This window comes from Enterococcus sp. DIV0755f (assembly GCF_051713725.1).
GTDB lineage: Bacteria > Bacillota > Bacilli > Lactobacillales > Enterococcaceae > Enterococcus_D > Enterococcus_D casseliflavus.
This window is the reverse complement of the sequence record NZ_JBIOQL010000001.1, coordinates 951122-972279: the sequence shown is the minus strand read 5'-3', so window position 1 is coordinate 972279 and position 21158 is coordinate 951122. Positions and strand designations below refer to the sequence as shown.

At 44.7% G+C, this 21158-nt stretch carries 16 protein-coding genes; all 16 read right to left on the bottom strand.

Features of this window, described 5'->3' with window-relative positions; all coding sequences use genetic code 11:
* Window positions 1-21: 21 nt before the first annotated feature.
* Window positions 22-2091 (bottom strand): BglG family transcription antiterminator, encoded by a 2070-nt coding sequence (locus tag IGI73_RS04395; RefSeq protein WP_428206494.1) that lies wholly within the window; start codon window positions 2089-2091, stop codon window positions 22-24.
* Between the two features lie 236 nt (window positions 2092-2327).
* A complete protein-coding gene (locus IGI73_RS04390; RefSeq protein ID WP_074534970.1) occupies window positions 2328-3377 on the bottom strand; it encodes an FUSC family protein in 1050 nt (349 codons plus the stop codon).
* A gap of 261 nt (window positions 3378-3638) precedes the next feature.
* Complete coding sequence (locus tag IGI73_RS04385; protein WP_042890446.1) at window positions 3639-4859, bottom strand: NAD(P)H-dependent oxidoreductase; 1221 nt, start codon at window positions 4857-4859, stop codon at window positions 3639-3641.
* Between the two features lie 26 nt (window positions 4860-4885).
* Window positions 4886-5491 (bottom strand): NADPH-dependent FMN reductase, encoded by a 606-nt coding sequence (locus IGI73_RS04380; protein WP_428206495.1) that lies wholly within the window; start codon window positions 5489-5491, stop codon window positions 4886-4888.
* A 24-nt stretch (window positions 5492-5515) separates the two neighbouring features.
* On the bottom strand, window positions 5516-6454 hold the full coding sequence (locus tag IGI73_RS04375) for an FAD:protein FMN transferase (RefSeq protein ID WP_428206496.1): 939 nt from the start codon (window positions 6452-6454) through the stop codon (window positions 5516-5518).
* 201 nt (window positions 6455-6655) lie between these two features.
* A complete protein-coding gene (locus tag IGI73_RS04370; RefSeq protein ID WP_428206497.1) occupies window positions 6656-7507 on the bottom strand; it encodes a helix-turn-helix domain-containing protein in 852 nt (283 codons plus the stop codon).
* Between the two features lie 67 nt (window positions 7508-7574).
* Window positions 7575-8297, bottom strand: coding sequence for a deoxynucleoside kinase (locus IGI73_RS04365; RefSeq protein WP_005225447.1), 723 nt, complete (start codon window positions 8295-8297; stop codon window positions 7575-7577).
* Window positions 8298-8312: 15 nt separating this feature from the next.
* The gene (locus IGI73_RS04360) at window positions 8313-8570 is read right to left on the bottom strand and encodes a nucleoside 2-deoxyribosyltransferase (protein WP_428206498.1); all 258 of its coding nucleotides are present in this window, start codon (window positions 8568-8570) and stop codon (window positions 8313-8315) included.
* 23 nt (window positions 8571-8593) lie between these two features.
* A complete protein-coding gene (locus IGI73_RS04355; RefSeq protein WP_223597404.1) occupies window positions 8594-8752 on the bottom strand; it encodes a hypothetical protein in 159 nt (52 codons plus the stop codon).
* Entirely contained in the window at window positions 8749-9327 is a 579-nt protein-coding gene (locus tag IGI73_RS04350; protein WP_428206499.1) for an LOG family protein, read from the bottom strand. The genes IGI73_RS04355 and IGI73_RS04350 overlap by 4 nt, the downstream gene beginning before the upstream one ends.
* Before the next feature lie 311 nt (window positions 9328-9638).
* Entirely contained in the window at window positions 9639-10046 is a 408-nt protein-coding gene (locus IGI73_RS04345; RefSeq protein ID WP_428206500.1) for a helix-turn-helix domain-containing protein, read from the bottom strand.
* Window positions 10047-10513: 467 nt separating this feature from the next.
* A complete protein-coding gene (locus IGI73_RS04340) occupies window positions 10514-13507 on the bottom strand; it encodes a WxL domain-containing protein (protein WP_438759113.1) in 2994 nt (997 codons plus the stop codon).
* A 168-nt stretch (window positions 13508-13675) separates the two neighbouring features.
* Window positions 13676-16645, bottom strand: coding sequence for a WxL domain-containing protein (locus IGI73_RS04335; protein ID WP_428206502.1), 2970 nt, complete (start codon window positions 16643-16645; stop codon window positions 13676-13678).
* 583 nt (window positions 16646-17228) lie between these two features.
* A complete protein-coding gene (locus tag IGI73_RS04330) occupies window positions 17229-18452 on the bottom strand; it encodes an amidohydrolase family protein (RefSeq protein WP_115232063.1) in 1224 nt (407 codons plus the stop codon).
* A 16-nt stretch (window positions 18453-18468) separates the two neighbouring features.
* Window positions 18469-19830 (bottom strand): hypothetical protein, encoded by a 1362-nt coding sequence (locus tag IGI73_RS04325; RefSeq protein WP_005225442.1) that lies wholly within the window; start codon window positions 19828-19830, stop codon window positions 18469-18471.
* Window positions 19831-20179: 349 nt separating this feature from the next.
* A complete protein-coding gene (gene msrA / locus IGI73_RS04320; RefSeq protein ID WP_428206503.1) occupies window positions 20180-21103 on the bottom strand; it encodes a peptide-methionine (S)-S-oxide reductase MsrA in 924 nt (307 codons plus the stop codon).
* Window positions 21104-21158: the final 55 nt, after the last annotated feature.

Below are 21158 nucleotides of genomic sequence, written 5' to 3'. Positions count from 1 at the left end.
TTTTTCCCCTTTTCTTGTTTTTTATGAAAATAGCAATGATTGAAAAGCTTCAATCGTAGAGCAAGCCAGCAACTGCGTGACTTTTTCTTCATCATTGATCAGTTCGATCAATTCCTTCATGATGGCTAGATGAGAGTAGGAGTCCACCGCAGCCAAGCAAAAAATGATTTTGACGGGGTCCATTTCTGGGTTCCCGAATGCGACTGGCGGCGCCAAGGTGAGGACACTCACACCCAACTGCTGGGCGCCATCTTCTGGTCGTGCATGCGCCAGCGCCAAATGTTTGCCAATGACGATATAAGGCCCGTATTCCTCCACCGCCGCAACCATTGCCTCGATATAGCGTTTTTCGATGATCTGTTCTTTTACTAGCGGCTGCGCAGAGCGTTCAATGGCTTCTTCCCAATTTTGAACAAGAACGTTTAATTGAATATGATTAGCGGATAAAACATCTTTTAACATTGGCTGAATCTCCCTTGCATTAATGGCTAATTGATTTTGTTCAAACAAGTGTGTCAATTTGCGATAGGCGGCAGCATCGACTGTCCCGCCGCTTTCTTCAATCACTGTAAGCAACTGATTGAAGAACAGCGTGGCATTTTTTTGGTCAAAGGCGATCCGCTTGAATTGTTCATTGTTGTTTAAGAAACGGCGGATCACTTGGTGATTTTCTTCATTGATGATCGGTGGGATCAATAATACCGGCTTTTCTCGATAATCGATCTCATAGGTTGAAAAAACCAGATCCACATCGAATTTCGTAATCAAATTGACTTCTTGTGAATTCAAGACTGCCGCAACTTCTACTTCTGGAAACTTCTCCTTGAGGCTGGCTGCCAGCAGATTGCCGGTTGCCATTCCATGGTTACAGACGACGACCGCCTTATAGCTCGTAATGATTTCGTGGTTCAATGAACTTAGGGCTGTAGAAAAATGGATCACGAGAAATGTCAGTTCATCTTCTGATAGTGGTTGACCTACGATCTCTTCGATCGTGGGGGCGAAGCCCTTGACGGCTTGGTAGATTTGTCCATAATTTTTGCGAACGGTCTCTTTGATCGGATTGGGTACTTGAATGCCGCTTTTGGCTCGAACGATCAGCGCGGCCATATGTTTATACAATCCCTCTAACAGCTCTTCTTCCTTTTTACTAAAAGGGATCTTGGTTTGGCATTCGACAAATTGAATCAGCTGCAGCGACAAAAGTTGCGCATGCGCCCATTCGATGGAATTGGACAAATCTTTAAAGTTCAGTGACTCGATGATGAAAGAAAGATAGTTGACTTCGATTTCCGGTGGCTGGATCGAAAAGGTTTCAGCGATCGCCTGGATATAGGCTGACCCTTGGAGCTGATTGCTGGAAATAGACCAGTTCATGCGAGTGATAAATTCCTTCATTCTGATACGCATCAGCCAAATGGCGGTAAACAATAAGATTTGGCTGCTATACAACTCATTTTGATTTGGCGGCAACACTGCTTGCATCACTAGTTGGATCTGTTTGATTTCTTTTTGCGGCAAATAGCGATAAAGCAATTTCGTAAAGACTAAATCTGGGGTCTGTTTATCAAGTGGCAACCTACCGATCCGCTGATTGATGATGTCAAAAATCATCGTCCGAATCGCTCGTTCCGATCCATTCAACCGCAGTCCTTTTTTTCCTAGGCTGATGATCTCAATGCCATATTTATTGATGTCCGCCCGCAAACGGCGCATGTCTTCATCCATGCTACTTTTTGATATCTGGTACGCTTCTTCTTTTTTATTCAACACCAGGATCTCTTTTGAAAATGTCAGATGCAGCAGCAGATCAAAACTCCGCTCTTCACGGGTCATATATTCCGACTGTTGTGCGTGTAATGCCTGCCAAACGATGGCTTGCTGTTTCGAGGTCAGTTTCAAAAGGATGCCCTTTCCTCGAAGGGTTTGGATCGGTCCGATGTGTAAGTCAGCAAGAAACGTGTTGATCTCATTCAAATCATTGCGGATCGTCCGCCCACTGGCTGCGGTCTCTTCTGCCAGTTGCTCGATGGATAGTGGATAATCAGTCACTAACAGGCGATGCAAAACATCTACGATTCGTTTTTTCACAACTTTCTCTCCTTCTCTGATTTGAGTATATGATTTCGCTTACAACAAAAAAAGTAGATGTTTCTGCCACTTTAGTTCGCAAAAATGTAAACGCTTCTATTTCAAAATAGGAACCTTTGCTCGATTATTTCATATTTCCCTTATTTTTCCTATCCGATGGAGAAAACGTTTAGATAGAGGATCAAAGGCAAAAAAAAGCAAGAGCTACAGCTCTTGCTTATCGATGATGGTGCATTCTATTGTGTTTGATCCGTCGTGTCTTCTGGTTTATTTCCCAGTGCTTGCTCCATTTGCTTTACTGCCCAATCCATTAGAAAGATCAACAGCATTGCCAGCACGCTGCCGATCAATGCCCCTGAAAAACGCAATGGGATCAATTTCAGCGGCGTAAAACTAGTACCGATGGTCATTAACAGCAGGACTTGCGGGTTGGTAAAAAAATTAGCAACGGTATAATTGACTGGCATAAAAAACTCCGTCAATATGTTTAGAATGATCAATACCACTGCGATCGCTTCAAGGGGCATATGCAAGGACATCAATAAGAAACCCAGCAGCAGCCCCACGATTCCTCCCAGTACCCTGCCGATCGTGCGATTTTTGATTTTTTCCATATGTTCTCCTGCCAAGACGGCAGCAGCAGAAATCAAGATCCAATAGCCGTTGCTGTCTCGCAGCAGGTAGGCAATGTAGGTCGCAATAAACAATATCAAAGAAAAGTGCAGCGCCTTGATGACCATTTCTGGTTGCTGAGATAATGCTAGCGAATATTTCTCGTGCAAGCTCAGTTGTTGAAAGGCCGTTTTTTCTTCTTTCAACGGCAGCTGTTCAGCCAACGAAATCACCAGTCCAGCAAGCAGCGAGCCTGCGATGCCATAAAGCAAATAGGAACTGTGGTGCAAGATCTCTCCAAGGTGCGCTGCGTGAAAATTAAAGCCGGTGGCATAAAGCATCAACACGAAGAAATAATCGGGCTTGGGGATCCGCATCACTTTTGACAACAAAAACGCAGAAAACGATAACGCACCGATGATAAAAGGTGCGCTCCAAGGAATCAGTGCTGTCCCAGCGCCTAAAATAAATGCCAGCAGCAGCGCAGCGCCGTGGGTCAAAATGGCGCGCAGATTATAAAAAAGGGTCCGATGTTGAAAAGCCAAGTAGGAAAAAGCCCCCATCGCCCCCACAGAACTTATCAAAGGGTCCTGAACGAGGATCCCTATAAACAAAGGAACCGCCATCGCAAACCCTGATCCTAACGGACGCAAGACTTTTCGTTTGTCTTTCATGCAATTCCTCCTATCAAAAAATATGTACGATGATACAGCCGTTTTATAAGCAACGTCCTAAACTAGTATACGAAGCAAAAGATGAATATGCAAATTTTTTTCAGAAACTTTGTGAAATCCTCGCAACGATGTCCTTGATCAATTCAATCGCTCATAGAAAACCGTTCATTCATGAAAAAGCAGCAAAAAGAGAAGCATTCGCTTGGCAACTGATTGCAAGCGAATGCTTCTAGCGATTCCTTTTCTCCCTTTAGACAACCCTTATTTCACTGAAGCACTGGTGACCGCATCTGCTGCAGGTGCGTCATGAGTACTGGCACTAGTGACCGCATCGGTCGGTTCTTGGTGCACAGAAGCACTGGAAATGGCATCTTCATTGCCGACAAGTTTTTGTCCGGTTTGTTGCAAATACCATTCGATGATTGGCTTGAAATCAAGGATGTATTCGTTGATCCCCGCATATTCGCCGTTTTCATCGTGCATCGCTTGATAATTGTGGACGATGTATTTTTCTGGCACCTGTTTCGGCACATGGACCCGAACCGCGTCGGTCGCTCCACTGCGCAGCTGTTGGATCACCCACTCAACATTTTTGAAGGATTTTTCAGGATGGCATTTTGCTAATGGATTGCCGACTTGTCCTGGCACACGTGCTGCCAGCATATTTTGGGCTTCTTCCCGCAGATTGTAATACAAGAATTGGTTGTTGCTATCGGCAAATGTCAATTCCATCGGCATCGAATCTAAGAAGTAATTGATCTGATCGACTGTCAGCAAGCCTCGATTTAGTTTGACGTAGGTATTGCCAGAAACGGCACCGACTGCTTCAGCGGCTTTTTCCAGCCATTGATCATCATACATATCCACCCCTTCCACGGTTGTTGCGATTTTCCCTGTGGCGTAGAGGTCTTCGGGCGGCAATTGTTTAGGACCCGCTAAGGCAGAAACGACTTTGATAAATTGCAAGAAGCTGTTGATCGTCGCATCTAAAAAAGCAACCGTTCGGGCATCGATCAAATCACCCGCTTCATCGAAAGCTTCTTTGGCTTTGCCCAACAAAAACTCATTCCCTGGCATCACTAAAGCATTGACTCCCGGTGCGTCCAAAATCTGGCGCAGATGCAGCTGGGCCCTTGAAGTTCCTTGATCGTAGTAAGAGGCACCCACGATCATTACTGGTTTGTTTTCCAGAGGATGGATCTTGAATGAAAGCCATTCTAGCAAGCTTTTCAGTCCTGCCGTCACGGTATGGTTGTGCTCTGGTGTAGCAATGATCACACCGTCTGCCATCAATAATTGCCGATTCAAACGCTGGATGGCTGGGCTTTGGGTTTGATCTTCCTCTTGATTAAAGAGAGGAAAGTCTTTGATCTCTACAAGTTCTAACGTGAATTCCTTTTTGTATTGCTTTTTGATAAAGTTCAGCAGCTGACGATTGGTGGAGACTTCAGCGGCTGATCCGACGATTCCGATCAATTTCATTGTCTTTACGCTCCTATCTTTTGCGATTAGATGGTTTCCCATGAAAATTCAGCAGCTTCTTTTTGATTGGCGGCATGGGCGTGCTGCAACTGGCTGGTAATTTTTACAAATAATAGAAAATCGTTGAACAGTCCTTGCAGTTTTTGGGTCTGCTCTTCATCGATCAAGTTGCCTTGCTCGTCAAACGCTTGCAGCGAATGACCTAAGAGAAATTCAGAGCTAGGCATGATCCGTGCTTTTAACTCTGGAGAGTCCAGAATCTGTCTTAGATGGGCTTGGGCACGAGAAGAACCTAACGTCCCATAAGAAGCACCAGTGATCATCACTGGCTTGTCAACAAACGGGAAAATTCCATAGGACAACCAGTTCAGGGCATTGATCAACGTTGCGGGTACGGCATGATCGTATTCTGGTGTACTGATGATCACACCGTCTGCTGCCGCGATTTTTTCGGCAAGCTGGGTTACTTGTACGGGCAACTCCTTTGATTCTGGTTTGTTGAACATTGGAAGATCTTTGATCTCGACTAGTTCGATCTCTGCCTCATTGGCAAACATTTTTTTCATAAACTGCAACAACGTGCGATTGGTGGAACGAGTGGCATTGGTTCCCACGAATCCGATAAATTTCATCCTGTCTCTTCCTTTCTGGTTGGGCTATCTTAAAAGTCTTGCCTGAATGCCTTTAGAGGCGATGACTTCATTTTCTTTGGTTACGATGATCCCTTCGATTTCTGGCTGCTGCTGAATCTCTTGTAAAACAACTGGAATGGGCTTGCCAAACAAGCGCGAAGTCCAGATTTCCCCCAGTAACGATGTCGCTGCAACGATCGTGATGCTCAAATACCCACATTCGATGGGAAAGCCACTCTGAGGATCAATCAAATGATGATACGTTCCTTCAGCGGTGGTCAAGACCCGCTCATAGATCCCCGAAGTGACGACGGTTTGGTCCTTGATTGGCAGAATGCCCAAGGTGTCTGCCCGACCGCCTTTGGGATCTCGGATCCCGATCCGCCAATGCTCGTCCGAATGATTTGGTGCAGCGCCGAAACAGACAATATTTCCGCCTAAGTTGATCAATCCATACGCTGCTCCACGGGCTTGGCAATGGGTGCGTAACTTATCAGCGATGTAGCCTTTTGCTAATGCTCCGAGGTCGATCCTCATTCCAGCTTTTTTCAAAAAAACCTTGCCTGCTGCCAATTGGATCTGTTGCGGGTCTGTTAGCGCAAGCAATTCTTTGACCTGCGTCTTTGATACGATGCGAGCATCTTCAAACCCGATGCGCCATGCTTGGACCAGTGGACCGATGGCAATATTCAGCTGACTGTGGGGAGCACAGCTATGATGTTTGCCGATTTCGATCAGCTGGTACAATTCTGGATCAAGCACAAGCCCCTTTTGTCCTGCCAACTGATTCAGCTGATTCAATTCCGATCGCGGATCATTGGCACTAAAGCGATGGTCGTATCCTTTCAGCTGGGTCTCCAGCTCGTCCAGTACACTTTCTGGTTTTGTATGAGCGACTTTTAACTCAATGGACGTGCCCATCCGCTGAATCGTGCGAGCGGCTTCTCTCACTGCTGCCTTCATAAAATCCCTTCTCCTAAAAACGATATACCTCAAATTATGTTAGTTTTTTCACAATTAAAGAATACTCCCGATATATTTTTTTGTCAACACGATTATATATTTTTTTATATAAAGAAAATCAAAAAAAGCAGTCCCTTCGTCGAAAGGACTGCTAGTTATCAAGCATTTGCGCAACAAAACTTTTTTGTCGAAAATATATTTTTAATTGATCGTTTCCTCGATCGCTTTTAAATGCGCCAGTAATTTTACGTTTTTATTGATTTTGGCATATGCTCGTGCATCGTGTAACATTTCCAAAATTGTTTCTTTCGGCTGTTGTTCGCGAATGGCGTTTTCGGTCAATTGGGCTGCCGCGCGAGCCAAGTAGTAGGTCAAATGATTGTCGGAACAAATCGCCAACACATAATTCAACAGGGTATCACTAGTTTCCAAATCATCGACTTTCGCATAAAAGACGCCGCAATGGAAGACGATGTTCAACACCCGCCACGTGTCTTCGATCGTTTTGATCGGATAGGTATAAATTTTCTCAAAGACCTTCGTCACATAAAACTCAGCCTTTGCCCATTCTTCTTCTCTGGCATACACCAAACCGATCCCAGTATACGCTAAGAGATCAAACAATTCCTCCGCCGTTTCATTCATCAATAACTGATCGAATTGAAACAGGACATCGGTAATCGCAGCTTCATTAAAAATCATTTCAAAGCCTTTTAAATAATCATATTGCGCTTTTAATGCTGGTTCATCGATCAGCTTCACTTCAATTTGACTTAACAATGCAGCCAACTGTTCGTACTCGCTTGTGATCAGGTAGAATTCGGCTTTTGCTAATTCTTCTTTGATTTTGGTCGTTGCGACATTCATGGAAGAAAACAAGTCGACCAATGGCAAGCCGATCCGATTACACAATTTGATCAAAATTTTGAGGGACGGTGCCTGCCCGTTGTTTTCAAATTTACTCAAAGTGGCTTGCGTACAGATTCCTTCCGAAAGTTCTTGCTGCGAGAAGCCCGCCTGTTTCCTCGCCTCAATAAATCGTTCAATATTCATCGCCTTGCTCCCTCCCATTGTCGATAAGACACTTGTTTTTTTCAGTAAGCTGTCCTCAACTGCTGGGTCAGCTTGTCACAGATGCTGCGTTTTTCTTAGAAAAATCACCTTTTGCGATGGCTTTGTCCGTACAATAGTGGCCTTTGCCATGGGTCTGACGGACTTCCGCCAATTTTTCTTGGATCATCTCGAGGATCACCATGAGGTTGTCTTCATTGGCAACAAAGTCCAATTGATCCCCATCAATTTGCATTTTCGGACAAACGTCAAAGTTTTCATACCATTCATCGTACCGCTGATTCAACTCTTTGTAATAGTCGTACAATGTCGGATCGTTGGCAATTTGTTCATAGGAACGACCACGCTTGTTGATCCGTTCAATCATTGTATCCAAGGAAACCTTGATATGAACCATTAGATCTGGATGTTTCAATGGCGCTGATTCTTCCAATTCCCGCAACATCGTGTTCAACAGGTTATCGTATTGTTCGACTTCCATCGGTGCGATGCGGCCTAGATCCGCATTTAGATGAAACATCAAGCTATCCTCATAGATGGAGCGGTCAATGACATTGTCATCATTGGACAAAGCTTCCCGCATCCCTAAAAAGCTTTTGTTTAAGAAAAAAATCTGCAATAAAAAGGCGTATCGTTCTGGATTGGAATAAAACAATGGCAGAACATCGTTGTCCTCCACGTTTTCATAGAAAGGCTTCGACGCCATTTCCTTCGATAAAAAATCAGTCAAACTGCTTTTTCCTGCCCCGATCGTTCCTGCGATTAATAACACATTCATCATCCTTTATTAAATATAGTCACCGACAAATGCTCGGTGCGCCATCGCTTCAAAATCATACGCTGTTCGTGCCGCCAGATCAGTCAAATACGCTTGCACGGACTCCGTCAACATCAGATTGACCGCCGCGGCTTTTTCCTGAAAAGCGATCACTGGTTTATTTGGTACGTGTGCTGCGCTGATTTCAAAGGCTGTTCCCGGATCGGTGATCCCTTCATGGTCATCCAAAACGGCAACGACGACGTCGGCTCGTGTCAATTCCAGCATGTCTTTTTCAAAAATTCTCTCGCCTATTCTGGTGTATTGGGTTCAGATGAACCTTCTTGGTACAAGCGCGGCGAATAGATCGCCAAGGGCTGCGGGTTTTCAGCTAAACTGCGTTCTACCTGTTTGAGTCGGGCGACTTGTTCGTTTGAAAAAAACGGTCCCGCTAAATAGACATGCTTCATCCTGCCAAGCACTCCTTTCCTGTTCCCATCGCAGCCAATCGTTGGATCAACGACTCAACGTCAGATAGGAAAAAGAGCGTTTCAGATCGTTCAGCCCAAGCAAAGCTGGAATCTTCAAACATTTTTAGCAGCGGCTTCAGTCCATCATTTAAGCTTTCGGTCATCAACACACCGATCGGCTTGCCTGACAATGGCCCAAGAGTCGTAAAAGAGCATACTGATGACAACTCCTCTAGTGTACCAAATCCACCAGGTAATACAAGGTAGGCATCGCTCATTTCCAGCAATTGTTGTGTTTGTTCCTCCCTCGTATCCGTATAGAACTCGGTATAGGTGCTTGATCCAGCGACGATTGGTGGCAATTCTTCTGCAAAAGAACCTGATGGATAGATCCCTGTCACTGCGCCTTCTTTCTCAAAGACCCCTTTCACGATCTCCCTCATCGAGCCAGCCAAAGGGCCGCAATAAACCAACTCGATGTGATTTTTTGCCAAGGCATTGCCGATGGCACGAGCGGTCTTTGCCAACTTTTCCTCATTTTCTAAACGGGTGCCGCAACATACAGTTACTCTCAAAAACAACAGCTCCTTCTTCACTACACCTGCTATTTTACACAATCTCTCAAAAAAGTAAATACTATATATTGTGCTTCGTTTAGATAAAAACCGTTCTATTCACTATATATTGTATATAGCCATTAACATCTTTTCACTTTTCCTTAAACGTTACAAACCTTGAAAATAGCAGAAAAGAAAAAGTAGAATCAGCTTTCATCGATTGTTTCAGCCCTCTTTCATCCCACATAAAAAAACACGACGCAGCTGGGCTCGTGTTTTTTTATCCATCACTTTTTTCTCTTGTCCAAGCAAAATACTGCATAAAAAATTTATTTTTCGTCAGTGGCTGCTTTCAGTTTTTTCAAATCTTCTTGCTCGACAAAAAAGGTCACTTCTCCTGTTTCTAAATCGACGGATGCTTTGACTTCAACCCCTTTTGGGAAAAACTTGCTGGCATCGGTCTCGATTTTCAAACGCATCGTTCCATCTTTCAATCCAGCACCATAGGTCATCGTACGAAAGTTCTTTTTCATTCCTGCTCGCTCCTTTTTTAATAGCTCATTGACACTGCACCCATAAAGGGTACTCAGTTTTAATAAATTCAAACTGTCTGGTACCGTCTTGCCGGTTTCCCAATTTGAGATCGATGTGCGGGTCACTAAAATTTTTGTTGCTACTTCTTCTTGGCTCATTTGCTGTGTGACTCGATGGTTCTTTAGTGCTTCCCCAATCGTCATCTTGCCCTCCTTCTTCTACCTTAACGCAGACCTGCTGTGATTTCTGTTCAAATCCATTGATATTACGGCATTGTCAAACAGTTTTGACAGGATTTTCTTTAACGAAATCTCCGTGATAGCGGTTTTCTTTCTATCATAGATGAAAAAAGAATAAATGACTAGAAAATGATCTTCTTATTTTTAAGGAAACATTTGGCGAACGACTACGTCTTTTGTGACAGAATTTTTCCAAACTGTTTCTTGCCCTTCAACGTGAAGGAGGAAAAAGCAGCATCTGCTCTAGTAAACGAAATGAATGATCCCCTCATTTCTCTAAGCAAAGAAGATCCGCCAAAGCACAAAGGGCGCTATCAGTGATTTCATCATCGATGGCTGCTTGCAGATAAAAAAACAGCTGCAGATTTTCTCTGCAGCTGCTGTCTCTATTTTCTTCCTTCTCCGATTACTGAGAAACATTGGGGCGGCTCTCAGTCCATCTCTGGAACAAAGCTTAATTCCCAATGAATGATGCCCGTATAGCTTGTTGCTTGCGGTGCAGCGTTGACAGGAACTTCTAGCATTACACTTTGATCCATTGTTTCTCCATCACCAAAGCGTTGGATCCATGTCCCGCTGCCTTGTCCCTCTTCTGCTTTTGCCAAGATTTGTCTGCCTGTATTTAATTCACGGCTTTCCCAGTAGGTTGGGGCAGTGGAGGTATTCGAACCTGTCGTTGCCATGCGGATGTTGTTGAGTAGGAGCTGGACTCCCCGCAGCTGATGGCCTTCCTCACTGACAAACCCTGCTTCATCCATCCGCGCGCTCAGTGTCCAGCCGGTGGACTCCTCACGCCGATCCGAGATTTGAACATAATTTGGGCGTTCTCCACCAGCAGGATCATCCTCTGCATTCCGCAACTTTTGCGGCAGTGCTGGATAATAGGCTTGACTCGAACGAATCGGCACGTGCCCGAAATCAAATTGCGAGATAAAGTCGATACTGATCAACCCTTGGTTTTCAGGAAGAGTCGGACGATTATCTGGATCAACATCTACATCAGGATTCAGAGGATCCCGAGGATCGACACCGTCTACGATGACGGAGGTCTCATTGCGTCGTCCATTTAAAAATGCCGTCGCAGTTACAACTTCTTGCCCGCGGAAATAGTCAAAGTCGTCAAATTGGGAGAGATCAAATTCAAAGGAACCATCTTCTTCGGCAATGACATGGAACCATTCCGTTTCCTCTTCCCCCGTTTCAATGGGTCCAATCTCTGGTTCTGGTAAACTCAGATCCCTACTGAAACGAACGTAAGCGCCGGGACTGGTTTCTCCCGTGATCGTATAGGAATTTCGTCGAGAGCGATCATTGGTCAAAGGATCAAGCGCGATCTCGACAGGAGGAATACTCTCAAACAAGAGTCGTTGTGCTCTTGGCGTAAAGTTCGCTCTAGCATGTTCTGCTATATTGGGATCTAATGCGCTAACCGTATTAGTCGGTATTCCTGTTGCATTAATATTAGCGTTTAACCTCAATATATTCTCCCAATCAAAATTAGGATTCTCGTTTGTATTTCCAGGGATCCATTGCTTAATCGACTGATTACTTATATTTAGTCTTGCATTTCGAATCACGTGTGCCGTACTTGAGGTGATTGATCTAGACTTTTGTAAATTTACCCTTGCAGCATCATCTATATTGATCGTTGAGTTATTCGTATTATTATTGGTCGAAAACATAATTAAGCTTTGACTTGCTGAGAGACTGTCTGACTTAATATCTAAGGTAGCATCTTCATCAATATTAATTTGTCCAGATGCGTGAAAAAAAATAGGATGACTAGCAGAGTTATTTTGATTGACTGCTTCGATATCAAGCGTACTCCCTTTTCTGAGATTAATACTACTACCATGACCAGGTGGCATAGAAATGATATTGGTCGTATCATTATTAAGACCCGTATTACGTCCAGAATTGGAGATTTTTAATGTGCTTTCCTCCAATAGATTGATATGAGTAGTCTGAGCTGGAAGCCAACCATTAGTTGAAATAGCAGGAAAATTGCTTTTAGACGTCAAATCAAGGGTCGCACCTTTACCTACGGTTAAGACAGGACTAAATCTAAAGAATATATTTGCTCCCCATGCTTCACCTTGTCCTGTACCATTTGCAATGATCGTAACCTCCGCATCGTCTCCGATCGTAAACGTTGGATTGGGACTATGAGGAAACCAAACATTTCCTGAATTGATTGTCGAAAGGTGAACTTTAGCCCCCTCTAAAACTTCCAAATAACCGACTTCAAAATTCACTTGGTTGGTAGCATTAATATTCCAATTATCACGTCCTAATCCTGCATCATAAGGATTCCTTTGCACTGAAGAAACATTCCCTGATAAAACAGCTGTGGATTGAAACCCATGGAATAATTGATTGCCGACATGATTGACATTATGGTACCGTATCGTCGCTGCTCTTTGATTACCTTCTAGTAAGTCGTTATATTGTATAGGTCCATAGTAATTTCCACTATACATCTCAATATTCTGGAGGGTAATGTCCCAAGGCGTCTCTGGATGTGCTGTAATATTATTAAAACAAACCGACACTGACCGAAAATCGATTGTGTGTCCTTGTCCTTCGATGGTTAGTGTTCGAGAAATCCTTGGTGAATTGAGATAGAGGTAGGTAGCTATTCCAGAGGGATTTTGATTTCCAAACCAGTCAGTCATTGTAACGTTACTCAATCCTTCTGCAGGGCGATCAGGAGAGTCAAAGTTCTCGGTCAAAGTTATATAATTAACCGTTCGGGTTTGGATTGCTAAGATAAACTCTTGCCAATTAGCGACATATCGCTTAGGATCCTCCAAATCATCGTCATCATTGGGAAGTGCTCCCTCTTTTGGCTCTGCTTGGTCAGGATCGGTTGTATCTTTCTGCTCTTCGCTCTCGAGTTCTGCTTCCTCTCGATCACTTTCTTGCGCTTCTTCCTGACCTTCCTCATCTTCTTCTGGCGAACCTTGGATTTCTACTGCCAACCGTTCTTCACCTACCAGTACTTCGTAGGTTCCTTCTTCTTCAAAGGTTAGGGGCAAAAGCCAATTGCTCTGCGGTGTTTCGCTAAGCAGCTGCCACTGGTCGGCTTCCACCTGTTCAATCGTCATTCCTTCGGGAAACAAGGAGGGCTCGATCACTGCCTCTGGCGGCAGAACCACCGCTACTTCGGTTACTGGCTGATGTGCCACGATTTCGATGGGGATTTTCTCCCCTAAATAGCCTTGCTTGTTGCTTGTTAAAAATTGAAAATCAACGTCTGTTAAATCAGCCCTTTCTTCCGCTGAAGAAAGCTCATCCTCTTCTCGTTCTTGCTCCTGCAGCGCATACAATGGCGCAATAAAAGTATCTCGTAAGAAGGGAAAACTCAACGGAATACTCACTAGCCCAATCACTAGGAGCAGCAATTTTAGCGGCTTCTTTTTCATTTTGTTGATCTCCTCCTTTCTTCCATTTTCTATGGATTCATGGCTTATGCCTTTGATTCTATTAATTGCGTTTGGCTTGTACAGCAATCAAGTATGCCTGCAAAGCAACTAGAACGCACAGCCTGCTCAATACTCGAAGCCAATATAGGGTTTCCTTCTTTAGAATACTCAGTCCAGCTCTGGGACAAAGCTTAATTCCCAATGAATGATGCCCGTATAGCTTGTGGCTTGCGGCGTAGCGTTGACAGGAACTTCCAGCATCACGCTTTGATCCATCGTTTCTCCGTCACCAAAGCGTTGGACCCATGTTCCGCTGCCTTGCCCCTCATCTGCTTTTGCCAAGATTTGTCTGCCCGTATTTAATTCACGGCTTTCCCAGTAGGTTGGGGCAGTGGAGGTATTCGAACCTGTCGTTGCCATACGAATATTATTGAGTAGGAGCTGTACTCCCCGCAGCTGATGGCCTTCCTCACTGACAAACCCTGCTTCATCCATCCGCGCGCTCAGTGTCCAGCCGGTGGGCTCCTCCCGCCGATCAGAAATTTGAACATAATTTGGGCGTTCTCCACCAGCCGAATCATCCTCTGCGTCCCGCAGCTTTTGTGGCAGTGCTGGATAATAGGCTTGACTCGAACGAATCGGCACGTGCCCGAAATCAAATTGCGAGATAAAGTCGATACTGATCAACCCTTGGTTTTCAGGAAGCGTCGGGCGATTTTCTGGATCAACATCTACATCAGGATTCAGAGGATCTCGAGGATTGATGCCTTCAACGATAATGGAGGTCTCATCGCGTCGGCCATTTAAAAATACCTTTGCCGTTACAACTTCTTGCCCACGGAAATAGTCGAAGTCGTCAAATTGAGAGAGATCAAATTCAAACGTGCCATCTTCTCTGGCATTGACATGGAACCATTCTGTATCGCCGCCTCCCGTTTCAATGGGGCCGATCACTGGTTCTGGCATGCTGAAGTCTCTGCTAAAACGTACGTAAGCTCCGGGATCAGTTTCTCCTGTGATCGTATAGGAATTTCGTTGAGAGCGATTATTAGACAGAGGATCCAGCGTTACTTCGATAGGAGAAATCTTTTCGAATAAGAGCCGTTGCACTCTTGCCGAAAATCTATCTGAGGCCTCTGCTGCTATAGTGGGATCTAATGCGCTAACCGAGACATCGCTTCTATTCAGTACTCCTGCATCATTAACACGAGCAAACAACCGCACAATATTATCCCATTCAAAATCAGGTTCTTCTATTCGGGTTCTAAGATTCCACCGCTTAATCGACTGATTGTTTACAGTTATTCTTGCAGTACGGATCAAGGAAGAATTCCCTGTATCAGGACCAATTTTCTCTAAATTCACTCTTGCAGCATCATTAATAGTGATAGTTGAATTAAAGTGCTCAAACGAGATCAAACTATGCGTAGTTGTCCTGCTAGTGGAACGAATATCAACGGTAGCATCTTCATCAATAGTAATATGTCCAGATACAGGAAAATAAATAATATGGCTAGCAGAATGAAGTTGATTGACTGCTTCGATAGCAAGCGTACTCCCTTTTCTGAGATGAATACTACTGTCAGGACCAGGTGGCATAGAAATAATATTGGTCCAATCATTGTTACTATGACTAGTACGTCCAGAATTGAAGATTTTTAATGTGCTTTCCTCCAATAGATTGATCTGAGTAGTCTGAGCTGGCAGCAAACCACTAGTTGAAATAGCAGGAGAATTTCTTTTAGGTGCCAAATCAAGGGTCGCACCTTTACCTACGGTTAAGACAGGACTATATCTAAAGAATATATTTGCTCCCCACGCTTCACCTTGTCCTGTACCATTTGCAATGATCGTAACCTCCGCATCGTCTCCAATCGTAAATGTTGGATTTGAACTATGAGGAAACCATATATTTCCTGAATCGATTGTTGAAAGGTGAACTTTAGCGCCGTCAAGAACGTCCAAATAACCGACTTCAAAATTCGCTTGATCGGTAGCATTAATGCGCCATTCACCACGCCCAAGAGCTGCATCATAAGAATCCTTTTGAATAGACGAAACACTTCCTGATAAAATAGCTGTCGATTGAAACCCATGAAACAATTGATTGCCGACATGATTGACATTATGGTACCGTATCGTTGCCGCCGCCTGATTGTCCGTTTCTAAGTCGTTATATTGTATAGGCCCAAAGTCATTTCCACTATACAGCTCAATATTCTGGAGGGTAATGTCCCAAGGGGTATCTGGATTGACTGTCATGTCATTAAAACCAACCGATACTGACCGAAAATCGATTGTATGTCCTCGTCCGTCGATAATTAAAGGGCGCGAAATCTCGGCTGAATTGAGATAAAGGTAAGAAGCTTCTCCATTGGGGTTTTGATCCCCAAACCAATCAATCATTTCAACGTTACTCAATCCTTCTGCAGGGCGATCAGGAGAGTCAAAGCTCTCGGTCAAAGCGATATAATTAACTGTTCGGGTTTGGATAGCTAAGAGAAGCTCTTGCCAATTAGTGACCTCTCGGCTTGACTCCTCCGTGACTTCTATCAGGTAGAGATTGCCTGGATCATCGGCATCATAGGGAAATGCTCCTCCTGGCTCTGTTTGATGCGCGTTTTTTCCTTTTTGCTCTTCATTCTCGGGTTTTACTCCCTCTCCCTTGCTTTCTTCGGTTTCTTCCCCACTTTCCTCTGGGGAACCTTGGCTCTCTAGTGCCAGCCGTTCTTCTCCTACCATGACTTCGTGGCTTCCTTCTGTAAAAGTTACCGGCAAGAGCCAATTGCTTTGAGGGGGTTCGCTAAGCAGACGCCACTGGTCAGCTTCCACCTGTTCAACCGTCATTCCTTCGGGAAACAAGGAGGGCTCGATCGCTGCTTCTGGCGGCAAACCCACAGCCGCTTCAGTTACTGGCTGCTGCGCCACGATTTCGATAGGGATTTCCTCCCCTAAATAGCCTTGCTTGCTGCTTGTTAAAAATTGAAAATCAGCCATTTCTTCCGTTAATGAGTGCTCGTCTTCTGCTTGCAGCGCATACAAGGGCGCAATAAAAGCATCTCGCAAGAAGGGAAAACACAACGGAATACTCACTAGCCCGATCACCAGGAGCAGCAATTTTAGCGGCTTCTTTTTCATTACGCTGCTCCCCTCCTTTCTTTCATTTTCTATGGTTTAATGGCTTACGCCTTTGATTCTGTTTGTTGTGTTTGGCTGGTGCGCCAGAGATTCGTTCAAACTAACAAGACAACACACCAACGAAGCGCATAAAGCAGCAAGTCTTTTCTGTCTTGCTTCCCTTAAAGCAAAACAGTGCGTTTCTTAGGTAAAGCGTCAAAGAAACTACGCATTGGCGGCGCTTCGAACATTTGGTTTTAAAAGAAAAAATCAGCGCTTTCTTATTTATAATTGCTGAAAACAAGTCATAATCCACGATTGTCTCTTTAAGTATAAGGGACAGCTCCGCAGAGCAAAAATCAGGATATTCATCAGTCAAGGAAATCCTTGCATGGGCGGCATTCCCTCCTTCTAGATCAGGAGGGTTCATTGAAGCGAAAACGTCCCACTGTCGGTTTCAGAAAATCAAAGCACATACCCTTCGACCTCGTTGCTCCTATACAAAAAAACATCCGTCAAAAGCAGTCAGACTGCCTTTGACGGACGTGTTCTTACCTTGATTCACTTTTTTTTGTGACAACCACCATAGGGGGCGAAAAATCGCTTAGCGGTGGATCGTCACTTCTTTTTTGACTTCCACGGTGATGCGGCCATTTTTGATGACCATCAAACGTTCAGGAATATCGATCAGCACATCGGCTTTTTTCTGGGTATCTAAAAGAATCAAATCTGCGCGGTTGCCAACAGCGATCCCATAGTCTTTAATATTTAATGCTTTGGCGGTATTGGTCGTAATCATTGGCAAGACCGTCGGCAGGTCATCGGCGCCACCTAAGTGTGCCACTGGCACAGCCAACATAGCGATTTGGATCAAATCCCCATTGCCATAGGGCGTAAAGGCGTTTCGGATATTGTTGCTGCCTAAGCAGATATTCACACCAGCATCACGTAGTTTGCGAATCGGCGTCACGGCACGGCGAACGTTGTAGGCATCGTTTCTAGCACCTAAGTGCAAGTCGGTCGCAGGCAACGGCATCACATTGATTTGGGCTTTGACCATCAAATCGATGACTTCTGCCAGCTGATTTGGTTCCATGGCGTGCAGCGCAGTCAAGTGTCCTACTGATACCCGGCCTTGGTAGCCTTCTGCGATGGTTTTTTCACACAGGTAGACGATCGATGTATCGTCTGCTTCGTCAGCAAAATCTTGATGCAAGTCAATGTCTTTGTCAAATCGTTTGGCGATTTCAAAGATCAAGTCGATGTGTTCATTGGCTGGCGCATCATTGTAAGGAATGCCACCAACGACATCGGCGCCTTTTTCCATCGCTTCGATCATCATTTTATCCGTCCCTGGAGCTTTAAAAATCCCTTCTTGGGGAAAGGCAACGACCTGAATATCGATCAAGTCGCGGTATTCTTCTTTTAAGCGCATGATGGTGTCAAATCCAGTGAAGCCTTGTGCTGGATCAAATTCGGCATGGGTGCGCACAGCAGTCGTGCCGTGCAGGATCAGCATTTCTAATGCGCGTTTCGCCCGATCATAAATGTCTTCTTCGGTAAAGGTCGGTTTCAGCTTTGCCGTAACTTGGATCGCTTCTTGCAACGTACCTGAATTATTGGGCTCACGATCGGCGATCAAGGCTTTGTCTAAGTGGATATGGCTTTCGATCAATCCAGGGATCACCACTTTGCCTTTCGCCTCAATCGTTGTTGCTGCTGATTCTTCAATGTTGGGTGCAACTGCGGTGATTTTTCCTTCTGAAATTGCAATGTCTACTAATTCTGCATCGTCTTCAAGACGTGCTTGCTTGATCAATAAATCCATGTTTTCCTCCTATCCATCAGCCAAACACTAAGCCGATGACTAATAATAATACGGCTGCTAAACTCAACCACTTCACGTTTCCTTTGACTACATCCAGAATCGGAATTTGGAAACCAGAAGATAAAGCTTGCATCGTAATGTTGACAAAACTCATTTGACTGCCGAGGCCAACCCCCATCGTTACAAAGCCAAGAGCTAAGACTGGGAAGCCTAATGAAACGGCAACTGGTAGCACGAGTGTTAAAACGGAGCCGACATAGGCACCTGCGGGAATCCCAATCAAGACACCCGTCAAGATCGCCACGGGAACGACGATCGCTGCGGGGGCATTTTGAGCCGCACCGGCAATTACAGCAAACGTCCCCGTTTCAGCGATCACGTTGATGAAGGCTAAAAAGATCCCCACTTGGAACAAGCGGGTCAAAATATACGTGGATCCGTCCACCATCGCCTCCACCGATTGATTCATCGAAAAGTCGGTACAAACAAAAATCAACGCCAACGTGACCACCATATAAACTAGCGGCGTAAAGAGGACAAAGCCGATCAGGTCATTGATCAACGGGCCAAAGATGACCGCAAAAAGCAAGAAGATCGCAGGCAGTGTCGTTTTGAACAATTCACCATTGCTTTTGTTTTCATACTCTTGGTTGGCAGATTCTTTGAAGCCCAAATGACGACGCTTGGTTCCGAAGAATGCCAATAAAATCGCCAGACCAACGAATAGCAACCAAAATGGGCGCATTTGATCGACATAAGAAGCGACACTAAAACCGCCTAGTTCAGACACGATACTAGATTCCAAAGAGGCAGGAGACGTCGTAAAGGAGACCGCTGCCGCTAACGACATCGCTGCGATCAATTCGGGTACCACCCCAACTGCCGCAAATGCTAACGGTGCGATCACCATCGCACTCCCGCCGCCGATCCCAGACATATAAGTCGCTGCTGCCAATAAGATGACAATAAAACCAGCCACATATTCCACTTTTCCTTTGGTCCCTCTTTTGGCTAAGGTTAAGGCCGCCGTATAACTACCCGCTTTGAAGACCGCCATCGCTACAGCGGAATTGATGATTGGCACCGTAATACTCAACATCGTCGGAATAGCTTCCAACAGTTGCGAATTGGCTTCAGCTAAACTGATCCCGCCAATAATCATCGCCAAGATCCCAGCAATCAAGCCAGCAATGATCATATCTACTTTTTTAAAGAGCAAAACCAGCACTAACACTAATGGAATCAGTACTAGAAATGCTTTGACTCCTGTTGGTGCGACGATCTCATTGATCGCTTCTGCCGCAAACACTGTTCTTTCTGAAAAGATAAAAAGAATGAGAGCCATAAACAGTGAGACGAACGTTCCCTTTTTTTTCATCACATTTCTCCTAACTTATATGAACCTTCATATAATAAATGTTGTGTTGCTATGGGGTGTTGCTGATTGATTTTTCCGCTGATTTTTCTCTGGTGTTTCCCACCTTCTTTCCTCGAAGAAAGGAATCAAGCAAAAGACACCTGCTTTTTCGACCTTTTTCGCCACTTTTTCTTTCTCTATTATAATTCTTGTTGTTAACGCTTTCTTTGGACATTATTCTAAAATAAATCTACGTTTTTTATCCAATTGGCTAAAAGCGCAGAAAAAAGCGCGGCTTGTGGAGAAAAGAGCCTTCATTTGATTCTTTTCCCCTTTTCTTGGAGCCCCGCTTTTTTTAGTGATCTTCTGTTTATGATCGTTTTTTTCCTCGGTTTGTCCAGCGTTTCAACCGATAAAAAAGCATCAGTTGTTTGCGCGCTCGCTTGATCCGCTGGTAGCGCTTTGGCTGTTTCTTGTAAAATGCTTGATGGTAGTTTTCCGCTGGCCAAAACTGCGTGGCCTTGCGGATCTCGGTCACGATGGGTTGCTGATAATAACCAGATTGGGCTAGTTCCTTTTTGGCTGCTTGCGCAAGCACTTCCTGTTCAGCAGTCGTATAGAAAATGATTGGGCGATAAAAATTGCCGCGATCTTGAAATTGTCCGAAAGCATCTGTCGGGTCTGTCACTTGCCAATACAACTGCAACAAGTCCTGATAGGTGATGATTTCGGGATCAAAAACGATCTCTACCGCTTCGACATGCCCTGTTGTTCCGCTTAGTACTGGATCATACGTCGGATTCGGGACTGTTCCCCCGGTATACCCCGACAAGACGGAAAGAATGCCCGGCTGGTCTTCAAAAGGCTCTACCATACACCAAAAGCAGCCGCCAGCAAAAATAGCCACTTCTTGTGCTTTTCCACCTGTTTCGTTCGGCTCCACGGAAACTTCTGCTGGTTGGACTTTGCTTGTTTCTTCATTCTTTGCCTTTTTCGGTGCTGACTGGCTGATTGTTTGATAAAACTCTGCGACATTCGGGGTCAGATTGTTTCTCATTGCCAAAGGACGCAACGACGCTTCTAGTTTTTCCAAAACCCGTCTGGTCTGTTGGTCTTCAAGGCTATTTGACGATTCTTTTTCGTGTTTGCCTGCTTTTTGTTTGGTCGCCAGCTGAGTTTCCAGTGTATTTTTTGCTTGCACCAGTTGTTCTCGTTCCCACTGTCTCGTGCCAGGATGCAAGATCAAATTATAGATTTCTGACAGCCACGCCATCGGTTTTTGCTTCATCATCATTGCCCCTTTGCCTCATGAAGGAGCGACTCTCGCTCCTTGTTTGGTTGCACTGTAC